Raw genomic sequence first — 15,101 nt, forward strand, 5'->3', positions numbered from 1 at the left:
ATGGCAAACAGCAAACGGACCCTGTTCCTCAAGCGCCGCCTGCGCGTCCGGAACAAACTTCGCAAGGTCAACGCAGGGCGTCCGCGCCTGAGCGTTCACCGTTCCAACAAGAACATCAGCGTTCAGCTGATCGACGATGTGAACGGCGTGACACTGGCCGCGGCATCGACGCTCGAGAAAGATTTGGGCGTCGTCGGCAAGAACAACATCGAAGCGGCCACCAAAGTGGGTGCAGCGATTGCCGAGCGTGCCAAGAAGGCAGGCGTGGAAGAAGCGTATTTCGACCGCGGTGGTTTCCTCTTTCATGGCAAGGTGAAGGCAGTTGCCGACGCCGCGCGTGAAGGCGGTCTCAAGATCTAAGACCCTGAGGGTGGCGTTCGCGCCACCCCGATGATCCGGGGGCATGTGCCCACCAGGATTGAGCAAACTGGCGCAAGCCACCTATTCAAAGGATGTTCTCATGGCAGAACGTGACAATAACCGCCGGGGCAACCGCCGCGACCGCGACGAGGCCCCCGAATTCGCAGACCGCCTGGTCGCGATCAACCGCGTCTCCAAGACCGTCAAGGGTGGTAAGCGCTTTGGCTTCGCCGCTCTGGTTGTCGTAGGCGACCAGAAGGGCCGCGTCGGTTTCGGCAAAGGCAAGGCGAAAGAGGTCCCCGAGGCCATTCGCAAAGCCACCGAGCAGGCCAAACGTCAAATGATCCGCGTGCAACTGCGCGAAGGCCGCACCCTGCACCACGACATGGAAGGTCGCCACGGCGCCGGTAAGGTCGTCATGCGCACAGCCCCTGAGGGGACCGGGATCATCGCTGGTGGTCCGATGCGTGCCGTGTTCGAAATGCTGGGAGTGAAGGACGTTGTGTCCAAGTCCATCGGTTCGCAGAACCCGTACAACATGATCCGTGCCACCATCGACGGCCTCAAGAAAGAGCAGTCGCCCCGTGGTGTCGCGCAACGTCGCGGCAAGAAAGTCGCTGACATCCTGCCCAAGCGGGACGACGCACCAAACGAATCCGCTCAAGTGGCTGAGGAGGCTTAAGTCAGATGGCAAAGACAATCGTCGTCAAACAGATCGGCTCCCCCATCCGTCGTCCCGCGAAACAACGCGCGACGCTGATCGGTCTGGGCCTGAACAAGATGCACAAGACACGCGAGCTGGAGGATACACCTTCGGTACGCGGCATGATCAACTCGATCCCTCACATGGTCGAGATCATTGAAGAAAAAGACTGAGGGCGCGGCGGGGTGAAAACCCGCCCTGCCGATGGTTACAAACGCCTCGCGGGAAACTGCGGGGCGTTTTGCTTTGGCGCAGCCCCGATGAGAGCGCACCCGAGCGTGACACGCAGCGCATCGGCCAATTCATCCACCGTCTCGGTCGAGACGTATATCCCCCCCGTTCGATCAGCGAGGCATTTGGCGACGGTGTTGCCAGCACCGACATCCTGTTGTTCGGGATTGTCCCAGCTGAAAAAATCGACGACCACCTGAAATCCGATGACGTGGACAGTCAGGTCGCGGGCTTCTTCAGCCAGTGCAGTCCCCAGCGCGCAGGGGCGCCCGCCGCATGTTTCGTTGCCATCGGTGACCAGCACGACAATGCCGGGTTTGTCGCGATGTTGCAGCGCCTCGCTTGCCGCGCGGACAGAGGCGGCAAGCGCGGTCAACCCCTTGGGCTGCAAGCTGTCGATTTGCGCGATGATGTCCGCGCCTGCGTCCGTTCGCGGTCCAAAGCGCAGGTTGATATTGGCACAGCTGTCGGCCGCGCCACCCGGTCCATAGGTCAGCAGCCCGACCCGGCGGAACGGTGTGATATCGGGCAAGGCGTCGCGTAGCGCAGCCCGCGCGTCAACGAGGCGGGTCTTGCGGGAGATGTCAAAGCTGAGCTCGTCCATCGACGCCGATCCGTCGAAAACCAGCATCGCGTCGCGCGCGCATCCAGTGGCCAGGGACGTCGTGGGCAACATCGCCACAACGGCGGCAGATGCCATAAATGTGCGCAGGGCTTTCATGGTCGGAACTTTGCCATTGCGATTGCGCATAAATCAACCGAACACGGATTGCCTGACCCACTTGTGACACCTAGCCTGCACGTCATGACCGAGCTTACCTATTTCTACTCCGCGCATTCCGCCTTTGCCTATCTTGGGTCCCGACGTCTTATGCGGATCTGTGCAGACCACGGGCTGACACTGGTGCATCGGCCCATTCCGCTGTCACCGGTGGTCGAAGCGCAGGGGAGTCTGCCGTTTGCGCAACGGACCCAAGCCCACGTCGATTATTTCTTTGGCCGAGAGATCGAACGCTGGGCAGAGTGGCGGGATGTCCCGATTGTACCCTTTCGCCCGACCCATCACGATGCAGATTACAACTTGGCCAGTTGGATGATCCTTGCCCTCGGAGACCGCGGGCCGCATGTGGACGCGCTGGCCCATGCCATCCTCGAGGCGCATTGGCGTGACGACGCGGATTTGTCGGATGCGTCCACGCTCAGATCAATTGCCACAGCACTGGGCCATGACGCGGAGACGTTGATGGATCGGGCTCGTGGACAGGAGATTGCCGCAAGATATGAAAAGAACGCGCAGGATGCGCTGACGCTCAACGTTATGGGATCGCCAACATATGTGCTTGGGGCCGAAGCGTTCTACGGGCAAGACCGGCTTGAGATGCTCGAGCGCGCGATCACGAACCCTTTTGCGCCGACCCGTTGGACGAACCCGCCCGTTCAAGCGACATGATCGACATTGTCAGCTGCTGCCTGCTGTAGCCGGGGTCCGGTGCCGGGGCGGGAACCGGAGGTATGGACGGTAGATCCGGCTGTTGCGCACGCATGCGCCCGAGAACCATCGCGACTATGATGCCGCCGGACAGAACCATGACATAGACCGGATACGCCAGCAGAACCCAATCGATCCGCCCAATGGCCACCACCGCCAGCAAGGACGCAACAAAGAATGCCACCCAGGTCGACATTGTTTCAGAATCCGGGTCGTCAAACGCCTTTTTCGCCGTAAGCGCGCCACCAAGGCACGACATGCCAATTGTCACCATCAACGAATAGGCGGCAGTCTCCATCTCGGCCCAAAGCCATATGCCGACAGCCGTGGCCGTCAGAACCTGGCTGTCTTCCTTGCGGAACCGCAGGCCATCGCTCTTCCAGAATGTCAGTGCACAGATGATGACCGTCCCTGCGGCTTGCGTCGCGGCAAAGCCCAGCGACCCGTCCGCGCCCTCATAGGCCTGGGACAGGAAAGACACGGCGCTCAGCAAGGCCCAGATCAACCACGAGGCCCGGTCCGGGCGCGTACGGTTCAGGAGGATGTCGCGAATATAGGGCCAGAACGCGTAGATGCTCAGCGCGGCAGACGCGACACCCGCACGCTGCAAGACCACCGGGTTCTGAAAAAGATCCTGTAGCAAGACGCTTGTCTCCAAGGGTGTCAACCCACTGCGCGAATGCCCGATTTTCGGGCGTTTGTTTGATATCGCTTATACGCGATTTTTGGCTACGCCCAGCCTTCTATTGTGCCGTACTCGGATTTTTTCACCAGATTTTGACCGTACATCGGGAAAATTCAACCCTGGCGCGGTATCATGGACGTGTCCGTATGCTGCAAGGCGGGCCGCGTGCGCCCCATGATGATCGACACCACGATGCCCCCGTTCAGACATAGCAGGTAGATCGGATAGGCCAGCAGTACCCAATTCAGCGTCCCGACCGACAGCACCGCGAACGTTGCCGCGATGCACGAACACACCCACATCGACATCGTCTCGGACCGAGGAGCAAGATACGCTTTGCGGATTGTGACAGCACCGCCAAGCATCGAAATCGTGATCGTTATCGCCAGTGCATAGACGGCTGTTTCGGTGATCATCCACAGACCCATTCCGACTGCGGCCGCCGCCAGCACATACCCGTCTCCGGGCTTGAGGAAATGCCCCGACCCACGCGCGATGGAAAGCAGGAATACCACAATCGTACCACCGACCTGGATGGCGGCAAACCAGAGCGAGGCGGACGCCCCCTCGTATATCTGCGAGCCAAGAGCGATCGAGCCAAGCAGCGACCAGATCAGCCAGCAGGCGCGTTGCGGTTGTGTCTGCCCGGTCAGCGTGTCCCGAATATAGGGCAGAAAGGCAAAGCAGCTCAGGAGCGCTGAGATGATGCCGGCCGTACGCAAAGCATCACCGCCTTGAAAAAGGGCTTCAAGCAATTCGTTACTCCGAAAAATACGGTGCCGCGAGAACGCGGCAGTCTTGAAATGTGCTGCGGGCTGAAATGAGGTGCCCGCGGTCGTGCTTTCTATAGGTTCAATATGGGGTTTGCGTGCGGGAAACGGAGTCTGGAATTCCTTACCGTGCTGGCGTGCCCGCGCGGGGGGTTGATTGGGGCGGGCGTGGGGTCTATACGCCCCCGGTGGCGCTGATGCGCCCAGAATCAAAATCAAGAAACGCCGTGGTTGGCCCATCACGCTTCGGGGGCCACATCCGGCAAGGAGAAGCGATATGAAACTGCACGAACTGCGCGACAATCCTGGCGCAACCAAACCCCGTAAACGCGTTGGCCGCGGTCCGGGTTCCGGCACCGGCAAAATGGGTGGCCGTGGTATCAAGGGTCAGAAATCCCGTTCGGGTGTGGCCATCAACGGGTACGAAGGCGGGCAAATGCCGCTCTACCAACGTCTGCCCAAGCGCGGGTTCAACAAACCCAACCGCAAATCCTATGCCGTTGTGAACCTGGGCCTGATCCAGAAGTTCATCGACGCGGGCAAGATCGACGCCAAGGCTGCAATCACCGAAGACGCTCTGGTGGCGTCGGGTCTGGTGCGTCGCAAACTGGATGGTGTGCGGGTTCTGGCCAAGGGTGAGATCACAAGCAAAGTTGATCTTCAGGTGACCGGTGCTTCGAAATCCGCCGTGGATGCCGTGGAAAAAGCGGGTGGCACGCTGGCCGTTGCCACGGCGGCCGCCGAGTAAGCCTGTTTGACGCCTTGTGAGCGGCGCGTATGCCGCTTACATAGGTCAAAGTTTTCCCCACGCCGCCCGCCGGAAAACGGCCCGGGCGGCGTTTTACCAAAGGACACCACCCAATGGTATCAGCCGTCGAGAATATGGCCGCCAACACGAGCTGGAGCGCTCTTGGCAAGGCCACCGACCTTAGAAACCGCATCCTGTTCACGCTTGGGCTGCTGATCGTCTATCGTCTGGGCACATTTATCCCCGTGCCCGGCATCGACGGTGCCGCGCTGCGCGAGTTCATGGAAAGCGCGGGGCAGGGGATCGGTGGCATGGTGTCCATGTTCACAGGTGGTGCATTGGGTCGTATGGGCATCTTTGCCCTCGGGATCATGCCCTACATCTCGGCCTCGATCATCGTGCAACTGCTGACCTCGATGGTGCCGCAGCTTGAACAGTTGAAGAAAGAGGGCGAACAGGGTCGCAAGAAGATCAACCAGTACACCCGCTATGGCACCGTGGCGCTGGCGACCTTGCAAGCCTACGGCCTTGCGGTCTCGCTGGAGTCCGGTGATCTGGTGACCAATCCCGGCTTTGAATTCCGCATGGCCTGCCTGATCACACTGGTCGGTGGCACCATGTTCCTGATGTGGCTGGGTGAACAGATCACTGCACGCGGCATTGGCAACGGCATCTCGCTGATCATCTTTGTCGGCATCATCGCCGAAGTCCCCGCCGCCATTGCGCAGTTCTTTGCCTCCGGTCGGTCCGGCGCGATCAGCCCCGCGGTGATCATCGGCGTGCTGGTCATGGTGATCGCGACCATCATGTTCGTAGTGTTCATGGAACGCGCCCTGCGCAAGATCCATATCCAGTACCCGCGCCGTCAGGTGGGCATGAAGGTCTATGACGGTGGCTCTTCCCACCTGCCGGTCAAGGTCAACCCCGCAGGCGTGATCCCCGCGATCTTTGCGTCGTCGCTGCTCCTGCTGCCGGTCACGATATCGACCTTCTCGGGCAACTCGACCAACCCGGTGATGTCGTGGCTCTTGGCCAACTTTGGCCCGGGTCAGCCCCTCTATTTGCTGTTCTTCGTCGCGATGATCGTGTTTTTTGCATACTTCTACACGTTCAACGTCAGCTTTAAACCCGATGACGTGGCCGACAACCTCAAGAACCAGAACGGCTTTGTTCCCGGTATCCGTCCCGGCAAGAAGACGTCCGAGTACCTCGAATATGTGGTCAACCGCGTGCTGGTTCTGGGCTCGGCCTATCTGGCGGCTGTTTGCCTGTTGCCGGAAATCCTGCGCGGCCAGTTTGCCATCCCGTTTTATTTTGGCGGTACGTCCGTCCTGATTGTGGTATCGGTGACCATGGACACGATCCAGCAAGTGCAAAGCCACCTGCTTGCCCACCAGTACGAGGGCCTGATCGAGAAATCGCAACTGCGCGGTAAAGGGTCAAAAGGCCGCCGCAAACGGAGCCCCGTGCGCCGCTAAGGCGGTACGGGGAGGGGACAGCAGATGAACATTATCCTCTTGGGCCCGCCGGGTGCGGGCAAGGGAACGCAGGCGCGTTTCCTCGTGGAAGAACGCGGCATGGTGCAGTTGTCGACCGGCGACATGCTGCGTGCGGCCAAGGACAGCGGCACCGAGATGGGCCAGATCGTGGCTGACGTCATGGCCCGTGGCGCGCTGGTCACGGACGAGATCGTCATCGGCCTGATCCGCGAACAGCTTGAGACGGTCAAGGCGAACGGCTTCATCTTTGACGGCTTCCCCCGCACGCTGGCCCAGGCCGACGCGCTGAACGATCTGCTGGCCGAAAAGGGCGAGAGTCTCGACGCCGTGATCGAGATGGAAGTCGATGACGAGGCGCTGGTCGCCCGCATCGTGGCCCGCTCGACCTGCGGGGCCTGTGGTGAGGTCTACAACGACAACACCAAGCCGATCCCCGCCGATGGCAAGTGCACTAATTGCAGCGCCGAAAACCAGTTCAAGCGCCGGGCGGATGACAACGAAGAGAGCCTCAAAACCCGTCTGATGGAATACTACAAAAAGACCTCTCCGCTGATCGGCTACTACTATGCCAAGGGCCAGTTGACGAAGGTTGATGGGCTGGGAGAGATCGCGGATGTGAAGGCGGCAATCGTGGGTGTTCTTAAGAGCTAATCCTTACGGTTGCATTGGACGCTGATACGCATCAGCCTCCATCTAAAAGGGAGACGCTTTTATGTTGGGTCACAAGTTCAGGTGCGATTTCTCACTCGGTGAGGCCTTGGGCATGATTATTGTATGGCTGATCCTGACGGTCGTGACGTTCGGGTTGGCTGCATTTGTCTTACCCTACTACTTCCTCAAAGCGCCGATGAACCGAACTTATGTTCTGGATCGCGACGGAAACGTGATTTCGAGGGTGAGTGTCGAGTTCAGTTTTGGCGACATCCTTGGGCACGCATTGATCTGGCTTATCTTGTCCATAGTCACACTCGGGTTGGCCTACCTTGTGTTTTGGGCAGCTGTTATCCGTCGACTTCTCAATGCGGTAGAACTGAAAGCCGTGTGATTGAGAAGGCGGGGTTGACGCCCCATCGATCAAGGCCTATCTCACGCCATCTCTAACGAGAATCAAAGACGGGAACGCGTCCCGTCGGATCACCTGATCAGCGGCAGGCCCGGGGGCAAAATCCTTGGGCCTTATGTTGTGAAAAAAGGGCCCGGAACTACGGGCTCGCAACGAGAAGGAAAGCCCACGTGGCACGTATTGCAGGGGTCAACATCCCCACAGCCAAACGCGTTCCGATCGCCCTGACCTATATCACGGGTATCGGCAACACATCCGCCAAAGCCATCTGCGAAGCCGTCGGTATCGACGCGACACGCCGTGTCAACGAATTGTCGGACGCCGAAGTGCTGAAGATCCGCGAGCACATCGACGAGAACTTTACCGTCGAAGGTGACCTGCGCCGTGAGACGCAGATGAACATCAAGCGTCTGATGGACCTGGGCTGCTACCGCGGCCTGCGGCACCGTCGTAACCTGCCCGTTCGCGGTCAGCGTACACACACAAACGCTCGCACCCGCAAAGGCCCCGCAAAGGCCATTGCCGGCAAGAAGAAATAAGGAGACGCACCAATGGCACGTGATACCCGCCGTGGAGCCAAGAAAAAGGTCTCCAAGAACATCGCCGCAGGCGTGGCGCATGTGAACTCTTCGTTCAACAACACCAAGATCTTGATCTCGGATGTGCAAGGCAACGCGATCAGCTGGTCGTCCGCTGGCACCATGGGCTTCAAGGGCTCGCGCAAGTCGACACCTTATGCCGCCCAGATGGCAGCAGAAGACGCCGGCAAGAAAGCACAGGACCACGGCGTGAAAACGCTAGAAGTCGAAGTGCAGGGGCCCGGGTCTGGCCGCGAGAGCGCACTGCGCGCGCTGGCCGCAGTTGGGTTCAACATCACGTCGATCCGTGACGTGACACCGATTGCCCACAACGGCTGCCGGCCGCCCAAGCGTCGCCGCGTCTAAGTGACACTTGAACACCTTTGGGGCCTGCGTTTGCGCACGGCCCCAATCCGCTTTTTGAAACCTCGGGCGTCTGCATGTTGGGACATGGCACGCAGACAGGAATGGAGGGACGCATGATCCACAAGAACTGGGCAGAACTGATCAAGCCGCAACAGCTTGACGTCAAGCCGGGCAATGAACCCGCGCGCCAGGCCACTGTCATCGCCGAACCGCTGGAGCGCGGCTTTGGTCTGACCATGGGCAACGCACTGCGTCGCGTACTGATGTCGTCGCTGCAGGGTGCCGCGATCACATCCGTGCAGATCGACAACGTGCTGCACGAATTTTCGTCCATCGCCGGTGTCCGTGAGGACGTGACCGACGTGATCCTGAACCTCAAGCAGGTGTCGCTGCGCATGGAGGTCGAAGGACCCAAGCGTCTGTCGATTTCCGCCAAGGGTCCGGGCGTTGTGACAGCGGGTGACATCTCTGAGTCTGCAGGCATCGAGATCCTGAACCGCGATCTGGTCATCTGCCACCTCGACGATGGTGCGGACGTCTACATGGAACTTACGGTCAACACCGGCAAAGGCTATGTGTCGGCGGACAAAAACAAGCCCGAAGACGCCCCCATCGGCCTGATCCCGATCGACGCGATCTATTCGCCGGTCAAGAAGGTCAGCTATGACGTGCAGCCCACCCGCGAGGGCCAGGTGCTGGACTATGACAAGCTGACCATGAAGGTCGAAACTGATGGCTCCATCACGCCGGACGACGCTGTGGCCTTTGCCGCGCGCATCCTGCAGGACCAGTTGGGCATCTTCGTCAACTTCGATGAACCTGAATCCGCATCGCGTCAGGACGACGACGATGGTCTCGAGTTCAACCCGCTTCTGCTGAAGAAAGTGGACGAGCTGGAACTGTCGGTGCGTTCGGCCAACTGCCTGAAGAACGACAACATCGTTTATATCGGCGATCTGATCCAGAAGACCGAAGCCGAAATGCTGCGCACGCCGAACTTTGGCCGCAAATCCTTGAACGAGATCAAGGAAGTGCTGTCGGGCATGGGTCTGCACCTTGGCATGGACGTCGAGGACTGGCCGCCGGACAACATCGAAGATCTGGCCAAGAAGTTCGAAGACAACTTTTGAGCCGTAGGGTGGGCAGTAGTGCCCACCTTACATCACGACCGGGTGGCGACACCCCAAGGAGAGCCTGAGACACGCATCAAAGGCCGGACAAAGCAAAACCGCCCGTAGAGGGCACCAGATTGGAGACTAGAAAATGCGTCACGCACGTGGTTACCGCCGCCTGAACCGAACACATGAGCACCGCAAGGCGCTGTTCGCGAACATGGCAGGCTCGCTCATCGAACATGAGCAAATCAAGACAACCTTGCCCAAAGCCAAGGAACTGCGCCCCATCGTGGAAAAGCTGATCACGCTCGCCAAGCGCGGTGATCTGCACGCCCGCCGTCAGGCCGCGTCCAAGCTGAAGGAAGAGCAGTACGTTGCCAAGCTCTTTGACATTCTCGGCCCCCGCTACGCCGAACGTCAGGGGGGGTATGTGCGCGTGCTCAAGGCCGGTTTCCGTTATGGCGACATGGCGCCCATGGCGATCATCGAATTTGTGGACCGTGACCGCGATGCCAAAGGTGCGGCTGACAAGGCCCGCGTCGCTGCCGAGGACGCAGCCGAAGAATAAGCCAACCCGTCCTGCGGTTGGATCGAAAACCCTCGCCCATGCGGCGGGGGTTTTTGCGTTATAGCGGGTGGATGCGCTTGAATTGCGGACGTGGGATTTGCATATTTTTGGAACAATGAAGCACCTCTTTGCCTTTCTGATCTGTCTGTTGCCCTTGGGGGCTGTGGCCGAGACCCGCGTGCCGACAAGCGCGTCCGAGATTACCCTGAGTTTTGCGCCGCTTGTGCGCGAAACCGCCCCTGCGGTCGTCAACATCTATGTGAAGCTCGTCACCCAGGCGCGCAGCCGCACGCCGTTTTCGGACGATCCGTTTTTTGAGCGTTTCTTTGAAGGGTTCGGCACGCCGCAGCCACGGGTTCAGAACTCGCTTGGGTCGGGCGTGATCCTGAGCGCGGATGGCATTGTCGTGTCGAACTATCACGTGGTTGGTCAGGCCACGGACATTCGCATCGTATTGAACGATGGGCGGGAGTATGAGGCGCGCGTGCTGCTCGGTGATCGAGAGAGCGATCTGGCCATTCTTCAGATTGAGGGCGCGAAGAGCCTGCCGTTCTTGCCATTGCGCGACAGTGAGACGGTCGAGGTGGGGGAATTGACGCTGGCCATCGGCAACCCTTTTGGTGTGGGTCAGACTGTGTCGTCGGGCATTGTGTCGGGGCTCGCGCGGTCTGGTGGGTCCGGCGGGCGCGGCGCGGGCTATTTCATCCAGACTGATGCGCCAATCAATCCGGGCAATTCCGGCGGCGCGCTTGTGGATATGGGCGGGCGGCTGTTGGGCATCAACACGCGTATTCTCAGCCGGTCGGGTGGATCGAACGGCATTGGCTTTGCCATTCCCGCCGATCTGGTTGCGGCCTTTGTGCGACAAGCGCGCGAGGGCAATGACCGATTTGTTCGCCCCTGGGCCGGGGCCACAGGGCAGGCGGTAGATGCCGATCTGGCCGAGACGCTGGGCCGTGACCGTCCCGGTGGCATCATGCTGGCGGGCTTGCATCCGGCCAGCCCGTTGGTCGATGCGGGGTTCCAGGTTGGCGACGTTGTGCTGGATGTCGACGGCGCGACCGTGGGCAGTCCGGGCGAGATGCTCTACCGGATGAGCGTGGCCAGCAGCGCGGACACCGCACAGATGACGCGCCTGCGTGGCGGCACAGAAGAGACGGTGACGGTGCGGCTGATCCCGCCGCCAGAAGACCCGCCGCGCGGGGCCATCACCTTGCCGGAGACGGCGAACCTGCCGGGGCTTTCGGTGTCGCGCATCAACCCGGCTGTGATTGCCGAGATGGGCCTGCCGCTGGGCGCGCAGGGTGTCGTTGTGACCGATCTGGGATCGGTGGGACGGCGCGTGGGCCTGCGGGTGGGCGACATCCTGCAACGCATCGACCGGCGCGATATCGTCACACCTCAGGATGCTGTCGACGCGCTGCGCGAGGCGCGGCGTGGCACCACGGTACGGGCGTTGCGCGGTGGCGGCCGCGTCGTGTTGCGGTTCTGAGGTGGCGGATCTCTTTGCCTCCGACATGGCTGCGGTAGACACGGGCCCGCGCCCCTTGGCCGACCGCTTGCGCCCGCAAAAGCTGTCTGAGGTCATCGGGCAGCGTCAGGTGTTGGGGCCGGATGCGCCGCTGTCAGTGATGCTGTCCTCAGGCGCGTTGAGCAGCCTTGTTTTCTGGGGCCCTCCGGGTGTGGGCAAGACGACCATCGCGCGCCTGCTGGCCCATGAAACTGATCTGCACTTTGTCCAGATCAGCGCCATCTTTACCGGCGTGCCGGATCTGAAAAAAGTGTTCGAGGGCGCCAGGATCCGGCGCCAGAACGGGCAGGGCACGCTGCTGTTCGTGGACGAGATCCACCGTTTCAACAAGGCGCAGCAGGACGGGTTCCTGCCGCATATGGAAGACGGGACAATCCTGCTGGTCGGGGCCACGACCGAAAACCCAAGCTTTGAGCTGAACGCCGCTGTGCTCAGCCGGGCGCAGGTGCTGGTGCTCGAGCGGCTTGATCTGGATGACCTCGAATTGCTGGCGCAACGGGCCGAGCAGGAACTGGACAAACCATTGCCGCTTGATCCCGGTGCGCGGGCCGCGCTGCTGGAGATGGCGGACGGGGATGGGCGCGCGCTGCTCAACCTGATCGAACAGGTGGCCGCGTGGACGGTGGACAGTGCGCTGGACCGGGAGGCTCTGGCCACACGGTTGATGCGCCGTGCTGCGCAATACGACAAATCGGGCGATGCGCATTACAACCTGATCTCGGCGCTGCACAAATCGGTGCGCGGGTCGGACCCTGACGCCTCACTCTACTGGTTTGCACGGATGCTCGAGGGGGGCGAGGACCCGCGCTACCTCGCTCGTCGGATCACCCGCATGGCGGTCGAGGACATCGGCCTCGCCGATCCGCAGGCGCAGGCGGTGTGCCTGCAATCCTGGGAAACCTACGAACGCCTCGGCAGCCCCGAGGGCGAACTGGCACTGGCGCAGGCGCTGGTCTACCTCGCCCTCGCGCCCAAATCGAACGCGGCTTACAACGCCTACAAGGGCGCGCGCCGCGCCGCCAAACAGACCGGATCGCACCCGCCGCCCAAACACATCCTGAACGCGCCCACCGCATTGATGAAGGATCAGGGCTACGGCAAGGACTACGCCTATGACCACGATGCCGAGGACGGGTTTTCCGGCGCCAACTACTTTCCCGACGGGATGGACCGGCCTGACCTCTACCAACCTGTCGAACGCGGCTTTGAACGGGATCTGAAAAAGCGGCTCGACTATTTTGCGCGCCTGCGGACCAAGCGGAACAGCTAGGCCCGGCACGGGCGCGACCTTGACTCTTTGCGCCCAACCGACGACAGACCGCGCATGATCTCAACCCTTTCCCTTGTGGCCCTTGGCGGGGCAATCGGCGCGTCTTTGCGCTGGCTCGCGGGCGTGGCGGTGCTGCGCGCGCTTGGGCCATCTGATTTCCCGCTGGCCATCATCACCGTCAACGTCATCGGGTCGTTCCTGATGGGGGTGTTTGTGGTGGCCGCCGCACAGCGCGGGCTGACGCATATGTCGCCTTTCGTGATGACGGGCCTCTTGGGCGGGTTCACCACGTTCAGCGCCTTCAGCCTCGAAACCATGACCCTGATCGAACGCGGCCAAATGGGCCAGGCGGGTCTCTATATCCTGCTGTCGGTCGGGCTGTCGGTGGGCGCATTGGCGCTGGGTCTCATCCTTGCACGCGGAGTATTCGCATGAGCGGCGTTCAAACTGTCACCGTCGAAGAGGGCGAGGGGGACCAGCGCCTCGACCGCTGGATGAAGCGGCGTTTTCCGCAGGTCAGCCAAGGCATGATCGAAAAGATGTGCCGCAAGGGCGAATGCCGTGTCGATGGCGGCCGCGTGAAATCCTCGACCCGCGTCGAAGAGGGGCAACAGGTGCGCATCCCGCCATTGCCCGACCGACCCGCGCCCGTGATCCAGAAAACGCGGGTGTCCGACAAGGACGCGCAGATGATCCGCGATTGCGTGATCTACAAGGACGATCAGGTCATCGCGATCAACAAGCCCTCCGGTCTGCCGACGCAGGGTGGATCGGGCCAGACCAAACACGTCGACGGCTTGGCCGAGGCGCTGATTTTTGATCTGGATGAAAAACCCCGTCTCGTGCACCGGCTGGACAAGGACACGTCCGGCGTCTTGCTACTGGCACGCACACGTCTGGCGGCCAAGTCCCTGACGGCCGCGATGCGCCATCACGACACGCGCAAGATCTACTGGGCGCTCGTGGCCGGTGTCCCAACGCCTTATCTGGGCGAAATCAAATACGGGCTGGTCAAGGCTCCGGGCCGGGGCCGCGGCGGCGAGGGCGAAAAGATGATCGCCGTGCACCCGCGCGACGTCGACGGCACACCTGGGGCCAAACGGGCGCAGACGCTCTATGCCACGCTTTACCGCGTGGCCAGCCGCGCCGCATGGGTCGCGATGGAGCCGATCACAGGCCGCACCCACCAGCTGCGCGCGCACATGGCCGAGATCGGGCATCCCATCGCGGGCGACGGCAAATATGGTGGCTCGGGTCAGGAAAACCTCGGGGACGGGTGGGGCGCCAAGGTGGGCGGCATTATCTCGAACAAGCTTCACCTGCACGCTCGCATGATGCGCTTTGAACAGCCCGAAACGCGCCGCGTCATCACCGTGACCGCCCCCCTGCCGGATCACATGGCGTCCACATGGAACACCCTTGGCTGGACCGAGGATCTGGCCTCCGAAGACCCGTTCGAGAACATCTGATGCGTCTGGTCGTGTTTGACGTCGACGGCACGCTGGTCGACAGCCAGGCCGACATCGTCGGCAGCATGGGCGACGCCTTTGCCGCGGCGGGCCTTGCCGCGCCCGCCCGCACGGACGTGCTGGGCATTGTCGGGCTGTCCTTGCCACAGGCGATGCATGTCCTGGCCCCGGATGCCGACAATGACCTGCTGGTGACACGCTACAAGCAAGCCTATGCCGACCGCCGCCAGCGTGACGGCGCGGGATACGGCTCACCGCTTTATCCCGGCGCGCGCGCGGCCATCGAACGGCTGCACGCGATCCCGGAAGTTCTTCTTGGCGTGGCCACCGGCAAATCCAAACGCGGGCTCGATGCGCTGCTTGAGGCCCATGACCTCGCGCGCTACTTCGTCACCCGTCAAGTCGCGGATTTCCACCCGTCCAAACCGCACCCGTCCATGCTGATTACGGCGATGAACGAGGCGGGGGTCGAAGCGGACCAGACGGTGATGATTGGCGACACGACGTTCGACATGCAAATGGCGGATGCGGCGCGCGTACCCTTTGTCGGCGTGGGTTGGGGATATCATCCGGCGCAGAGCCTGACATCTGCGCGGGCCGTTCTGGGCAATTTTGCCGATCTTGATGCGACGCTCTTTGAAATTTGGGGCAGATGA

At 61.3% G+C, this 15,101-nt stretch carries 20 protein-coding genes; 17 read left to right on the plus strand and 3 right to left on the minus strand.

Features of this window, described 5'->3' with window-relative positions:
* The 3 genes from rplR (at position 1) to rpmD (ending at position 1,236) form a co-directional block, all read left to right on the plus strand.
* Positions 1-360: a 50S ribosomal protein L18 gene (rplR, locus tag Q0949_RS03135; RefSeq protein ID WP_299142412.1), complete on the plus strand. Its 360-nt coding sequence runs from the start codon at positions 1-3 to the stop codon at positions 358-360.
* 100 nt (positions 361-460) lie between these two features.
* Positions 461-1,042, plus strand: a complete 582-nt coding sequence (gene rpsE, locus Q0949_RS03140) for a 30S ribosomal protein S5 (protein WP_299368436.1) — start codon at positions 461-463, stop codon at positions 1,040-1,042.
* Between the two features lie 5 nt (positions 1,043-1,047).
* Positions 1,048-1,236, plus strand: a complete 189-nt coding sequence (gene rpmD / locus Q0949_RS03145) for a 50S ribosomal protein L30 (protein ID WP_299368439.1) — start codon at positions 1,048-1,050, stop codon at positions 1,234-1,236.
* A gap of 35 nt (positions 1,237-1,271) precedes the next feature.
* Here the strand turns inward: rpmD and Q0949_RS03150 are convergent, their stop codons facing one another.
* Positions 1,272-2,015, minus strand: coding sequence for a VWA domain-containing protein (locus Q0949_RS03150; RefSeq protein ID WP_299368442.1), 744 nt, complete (start codon positions 2,013-2,015; stop codon positions 1,272-1,274).
* An 84-nt stretch (positions 2,016-2,099) separates the two neighbouring features.
* Here Q0949_RS03150 and Q0949_RS03155 point away from each other — a divergent pair, with 84 nt between their 5' ends.
* Positions 2,100-2,744, plus strand: coding sequence for a 2-hydroxychromene-2-carboxylate isomerase (locus Q0949_RS03155; protein ID WP_299368445.1), 645 nt, complete (start codon positions 2,100-2,102; stop codon positions 2,742-2,744).
* Here Q0949_RS03155 and Q0949_RS03160 read toward each other — a convergent pair.
* Both Q0949_RS03160 and Q0949_RS03165 read right to left on the minus strand, forming a co-directional pair.
* Positions 2,689-3,426, minus strand: a complete 738-nt coding sequence (locus tag Q0949_RS03160) for a hypothetical protein (protein WP_299368447.1) — start codon at positions 3,424-3,426, stop codon at positions 2,689-2,691. The two genes, Q0949_RS03155 and Q0949_RS03160, sit on opposite strands and share 56 nt — an antisense overlap.
* A gap of 155 nt (positions 3,427-3,581) precedes the next feature.
* Positions 3,582-4,223, minus strand: coding sequence for a hypothetical protein (locus tag Q0949_RS03165; protein WP_299368450.1), 642 nt, complete (start codon positions 4,221-4,223; stop codon positions 3,582-3,584).
* A gap of 292 nt (positions 4,224-4,515) precedes the next feature.
* On the opposite strand from Q0949_RS03165, the gene rplO reads away from it, so the two are divergent.
* The 13 genes from rplO to Q0949_RS03230 all read left to right on the plus strand — a co-directional run bounded on the left by rplO (position 4,516) and on the right by Q0949_RS03230 (position 15,101).
* Positions 4,516-4,986: a 50S ribosomal protein L15 gene (gene rplO / locus Q0949_RS03170; RefSeq protein ID WP_299368453.1), complete on the plus strand. Its 471-nt coding sequence runs from the start codon at positions 4,516-4,518 to the stop codon at positions 4,984-4,986.
* A 113-nt stretch (positions 4,987-5,099) separates the two neighbouring features.
* A complete protein-coding gene (gene secY / locus Q0949_RS03175) occupies positions 5,100-6,464 on the plus strand; it encodes a preprotein translocase subunit SecY (RefSeq protein WP_299368456.1) in 1,365 nt (454 codons plus the stop codon).
* Between the two features lie 24 nt (positions 6,465-6,488).
* Positions 6,489-7,136, plus strand: coding sequence for an adenylate kinase (locus tag Q0949_RS03180; RefSeq protein ID WP_299368459.1), 648 nt, complete (start codon positions 6,489-6,491; stop codon positions 7,134-7,136).
* Positions 7,137-7,197: 61 nt separating this feature from the next.
* Positions 7,198-7,530: a DUF6693 family protein gene (locus Q0949_RS03185; protein WP_299368462.1), complete on the plus strand. Its 333-nt coding sequence runs from the start codon at positions 7,198-7,200 to the stop codon at positions 7,528-7,530.
* Positions 7,531-7,718: 188 nt separating this feature from the next.
* Positions 7,719-8,087, plus strand: coding sequence for a 30S ribosomal protein S13 (gene rpsM, locus Q0949_RS03190; protein ID WP_299368465.1), 369 nt, complete (start codon positions 7,719-7,721; stop codon positions 8,085-8,087).
* 12 nt (positions 8,088-8,099) lie between these two features.
* Positions 8,100-8,492, plus strand: a complete 393-nt coding sequence (rpsK, locus tag Q0949_RS03195) for a 30S ribosomal protein S11 (protein WP_299368468.1) — start codon at positions 8,100-8,102, stop codon at positions 8,490-8,492.
* Between the two features lie 113 nt (positions 8,493-8,605).
* A complete protein-coding gene (locus tag Q0949_RS03200; RefSeq protein WP_299368471.1) occupies positions 8,606-9,622 on the plus strand; it encodes a DNA-directed RNA polymerase subunit alpha in 1,017 nt (338 codons plus the stop codon).
* 133 nt (positions 9,623-9,755) lie between these two features.
* Positions 9,756-10,175 carry a 50S ribosomal protein L17 gene (rplQ, locus tag Q0949_RS03205; RefSeq protein WP_299368474.1) on the plus strand — a complete coding sequence of 140 codons (420 nt, stop codon included), beginning with the start codon at positions 9,756-9,758 and terminating at the stop codon, positions 10,173-10,175.
* Between the two features lie 115 nt (positions 10,176-10,290).
* The gene (locus tag Q0949_RS03210; protein WP_299369480.1) at positions 10,291-11,667 is read left to right on the plus strand and encodes a trypsin-like peptidase domain-containing protein; all 1,377 of its coding nucleotides are present in this window, start codon (positions 10,291-10,293) and stop codon (positions 11,665-11,667) included.
* 25 nt (positions 11,668-11,692) lie between these two features.
* The gene (locus tag Q0949_RS03215; RefSeq protein ID WP_299369482.1) at positions 11,693-12,976 is read left to right on the plus strand and encodes a replication-associated recombination protein A; all 1,284 of its coding nucleotides are present in this window, start codon (positions 11,693-11,695) and stop codon (positions 12,974-12,976) included.
* A 54-nt stretch (positions 12,977-13,030) separates the two neighbouring features.
* On the plus strand, positions 13,031-13,411 hold the full coding sequence (gene crcB / locus Q0949_RS03220) for a fluoride efflux transporter CrcB (protein ID WP_299368477.1): 381 nt from the start codon (positions 13,031-13,033) through the stop codon (positions 13,409-13,411).
* Complete coding sequence (locus tag Q0949_RS03225) at positions 13,408-14,445, plus strand: RluA family pseudouridine synthase (RefSeq protein WP_299368480.1); 1,038 nt, start codon at positions 13,408-13,410, stop codon at positions 14,443-14,445. The genes crcB and Q0949_RS03225 overlap by 4 nt, the downstream gene beginning before the upstream one ends.
* Entirely contained in the window at positions 14,445-15,101 is a 657-nt protein-coding gene (locus tag Q0949_RS03230) for an HAD-IA family hydrolase (protein ID WP_299368483.1), read from the plus strand. Before Q0949_RS03225 ends, Q0949_RS03230 begins: the two co-directional genes overlap by 1 nt.

Source organism: uncultured Tateyamaria sp. (genome assembly GCF_947487805.1).
GTDB lineage: Bacteria > Pseudomonadota > Alphaproteobacteria > Rhodobacterales > Rhodobacteraceae > Tateyamaria.

What these genes read in the sequence shown, in the direction of transcription:
- crcB (WP_299368477.1), top strand. Translation starts at nt 13,031, where the DNA reads ATGATCTCAACCCTTTCCCTTGTGGCCCTTGGCGGGGCAATCGGCGCG.
- Q0949_RS03150 (WP_299368442.1), bottom strand. Translation starts at nt 2,015, where the DNA reads ATGAAAGCCCTGCGCACATTTATGGCATCTGCCGCCGTTGTGGCGATG.
- rplQ (WP_299368474.1), top strand. Translation starts at nt 9,756, where the DNA reads ATGCGTCACGCACGTGGTTACCGCCGCCTGAACCGAACACATGAGCAC.
- rplO (WP_299368453.1), top strand. Translation starts at nt 4,516, where the DNA reads ATGAAACTGCACGAACTGCGCGACAATCCTGGCGCAACCAAACCCCGT.
- Q0949_RS03200 (WP_299368471.1), top strand. Translation starts at nt 8,606, where the DNA reads ATGATCCACAAGAACTGGGCAGAACTGATCAAGCCGCAACAGCTTGAC.
- Q0949_RS03210 (WP_299369480.1), top strand. Translation starts at nt 10,291, where the DNA reads ATGAAGCACCTCTTTGCCTTTCTGATCTGTCTGTTGCCCTTGGGGGCT.
- Q0949_RS03230 (WP_299368483.1), top strand. Translation starts at nt 14,445, where the DNA reads ATGCGTCTGGTCGTGTTTGACGTCGACGGCACGCTGGTCGACAGCCAG.
- rplR (WP_299142412.1), top strand. Translation starts at nt 1, where the DNA reads ATGGCAAACAGCAAACGGACCCTGTTCCTCAAGCGCCGCCTGCGCGTC.
- Q0949_RS03155 (WP_299368445.1), top strand. Translation starts at nt 2,100, where the DNA reads ATGACCGAGCTTACCTATTTCTACTCCGCGCATTCCGCCTTTGCCTAT.
- rpsE (WP_299368436.1), top strand. Translation starts at nt 461, where the DNA reads ATGGCAGAACGTGACAATAACCGCCGGGGCAACCGCCGCGACCGCGAC.
- rpsK (WP_299368468.1), top strand. Translation starts at nt 8,100, where the DNA reads ATGGCACGTGATACCCGCCGTGGAGCCAAGAAAAAGGTCTCCAAGAAC.
- rpmD (WP_299368439.1), top strand. Translation starts at nt 1,048, where the DNA reads ATGGCAAAGACAATCGTCGTCAAACAGATCGGCTCCCCCATCCGTCGT.
- secY (WP_299368456.1), top strand. Translation starts at nt 5,100, where the DNA reads ATGGTATCAGCCGTCGAGAATATGGCCGCCAACACGAGCTGGAGCGCT.
- Q0949_RS03215 (WP_299369482.1), top strand. Translation starts at nt 11,693, where the DNA reads ATGGCTGCGGTAGACACGGGCCCGCGCCCCTTGGCCGACCGCTTGCGC.
- Q0949_RS03180 (WP_299368459.1), top strand. Translation starts at nt 6,489, where the DNA reads ATGAACATTATCCTCTTGGGCCCGCCGGGTGCGGGCAAGGGAACGCAG.
- Q0949_RS03185 (WP_299368462.1), top strand. Translation starts at nt 7,198, where the DNA reads ATGTTGGGTCACAAGTTCAGGTGCGATTTCTCACTCGGTGAGGCCTTG.
- Q0949_RS03225 (WP_299368480.1), top strand. Translation starts at nt 13,408, where the DNA reads ATGAGCGGCGTTCAAACTGTCACCGTCGAAGAGGGCGAGGGGGACCAG.